The organism is Cellvibrio sp. (assembly GCF_053579595.1).
In genome coordinates this window covers 1-1,706 of record NZ_JBRFPI010000572.1, presented here as the reverse complement: position 1 = coordinate 1,706, position 1,706 = coordinate 1, and the positions used below count along the sequence as shown (strand labels likewise).

At 48.4% G+C, this 1,706-nt stretch carries 1 protein-coding gene; it reads left to right on the top strand.

What is annotated here, in order from left to right; translation table 11 throughout:
* On the top strand, window positions 1-1,706 hold a 1,706-nt coding region (locus tag ACWA6V_RS21245), incomplete at both ends, for an efflux RND transporter permease subunit (protein WP_449524349.1).

Here is a 1,706-nt window from a genome sequence, read left to right as displayed (position 1 = left end):
ATCGAAAATTTGATTGTCAGCAACCCCAAAGGCGTCGCCGTGCGCATTGGCGATCTCGCGCAAGTAGCCGTTGGCAAAGAATTGCGCACCGGTGCAGCAACACAAAATGGCCGCGAAACTGTACTCGGCACAGCGCTAATGCTCAAAGGTGAAAACTCACGCACTGTCGCGCGCGCATTGGCGATTAAATTGGAAGAGATTAATCGCTCATTGCCGGAAGGTGTTCGTGCAGTTGCGGTTTATGACCGTACACAACTAGTCGATAAAACCATCAGCACAGTACAAAAAAATCTGCTTGAAGGCGCATTACTGGTAATCGCCGTTTTATTTTTATTGCTCGGCAATTTGCGCGCAGCATTAATTACCGCGGCGGTAATTCCCATTACCATGTTAATGACGATTACTGGTATGGTGGAAGCCGGTGTGTCTGCCAACCTGATGAGTTTGGGCGCGTTAGATTTTGGTTTAATTGTGGACGGTGCCGTGATTATTGTAGAGAACTGCATTCGCAGGTTGGGTGAAGCACAACGAAACGGCAACCTTGAATTAAAAGAGCGTTTGCAACTCGCCTATGAAGCTACCAGCGAAGTGATTCGCCCGAGTTTATTTGGGGTGGGCATTATCACCCTGGTGTACTTGCCGATTTTTACCCTCACCGGCGTGGAGGGAAAAATGTTTCACCCTATGGCGATTACTGTGGTGATTGCCTTAACCGCCGCATTAATTCTGTCACTCACTTTTGTGCCTGCTGCCATTGCATTAATCATGAATGGCAAAATCGCCGAACATGAAAACCGTTTTATGCAAGCGACAAAAAAACTCTATCAACCACTATTGCTGGGCGCCTTTAAACAACGCAGTCTGGTATTGGGCGGTTCAGTTGTGTTGGTGATATTTAGCCTCTGGCTCTCCACGCGTTTAGGTTCGGAATTTATTCCGCAACTGGATGAGGGCGATATAGCACTGCACGCGCTGCGCATCCCCGGCACTGGTTTGGATCAAGCCGTAGCGATGCAAACTTTGCTCGAAGCGCGCATCAAACAATTTCCGGAAGTGGATAAAGTCTTTGCAAAAATCGGCACCGCTGATATCGCCACTGACCCCATGCCACCTTCGGTTGCCGATAACTATGTGATTTTCAAACCGCGCAGTGAATGGCCCAATCCCAAACGCGAAAAAGCGGATTTGGTGGAAGCGATTGAAACTGCCGTGCGCGAATTGCCTGGCAATAATTACGAATTCACCCAACCAATCCAGATGCGTTTTAACGAACTTATCTCCGGCGTGCGCTCGGATTTAGGTATTAAAGTCATTGGTGATGATCTTGAACAACTACAAACATCTGCAGCGGAAATTTTGGAGGTTCTGGAAAAAATTCCCGGCGCAGCCGATGCACGCATGGAACAGGTGACTGGCTTGCCCGTATTAACCGTCACACCAAAACGCGACCAACTCGCTGCCTATGGTTTAACAGTTAATAAATTACAAGATTTTGTTGCCACCGCAATTGCGGGTGAAAGCGCAGGATTAATTTACGAAGGCGACCGCCGTTTTGAATTAGTTGTGCGCTTGCCGGAAAATTTGCGCAATGATTTATCCGTATTGGAACGCTTACCGGTGCCGATAAAAACCGAACCGGGATTTGTACCTCTGAATGAAATCGCCAGTATTGAACTCGCACCCGCACCGAACCAGGTCAGCCGCGA